Raw genomic sequence first — 296 nt, 5'->3', positions numbered from 1 at the left:
GTGAAGTGAAAGGTTTAATCGTTACTTCTGGTAAATCTACATTCATCGTTGGTGCCGACATCACTGAGTTCGGTGATAACTTTAAGCAAGGCGAAAGTGCGATTGTCGCACTTGGTCTACATAAAAACCTTCCAATTGTAACTTTGGAATTTCATTGGAAACAAACCGAGCACCTCGATAAGTTTGAGGGAACAAACGCGCAGGTGAAGAAAAAATCGTGGGTAATCGTGGAACCAAATCCCCCACAAAGAGCTCATTTCTCTTAAATTTTGCTTTGGCAGTCAGCCAATGAAACT

At 41.6% G+C, this 296-nt stretch carries 1 protein-coding gene; it reads right to left on the bottom strand.

The window, feature by feature from the left end; all coding sequences use genetic code 11:
* Positions 1-81 precede the first annotated feature (81 nt).
* The gene (locus FLQ44_RS24740; protein ID WP_369126587.1) at positions 82-246 is read right to left on the bottom strand and encodes an OprD family outer membrane porin; all 165 of its coding nucleotides are present in this window, start codon (positions 244-246) and stop codon (positions 82-84) included.
* Positions 247-296 lie beyond the last annotated feature (50 nt).

It is taken from the genome of Vogesella mureinivorans (genome assembly GCF_007644035.1).
GTDB lineage: Bacteria > Pseudomonadota > Gammaproteobacteria > Burkholderiales > Chromobacteriaceae > Vogesella > Vogesella mureinivorans.
The sequence above is the reverse complement of the archived record's forward strand: the minus strand, read 5'-3'. Positions and strand labels throughout refer to the sequence as shown.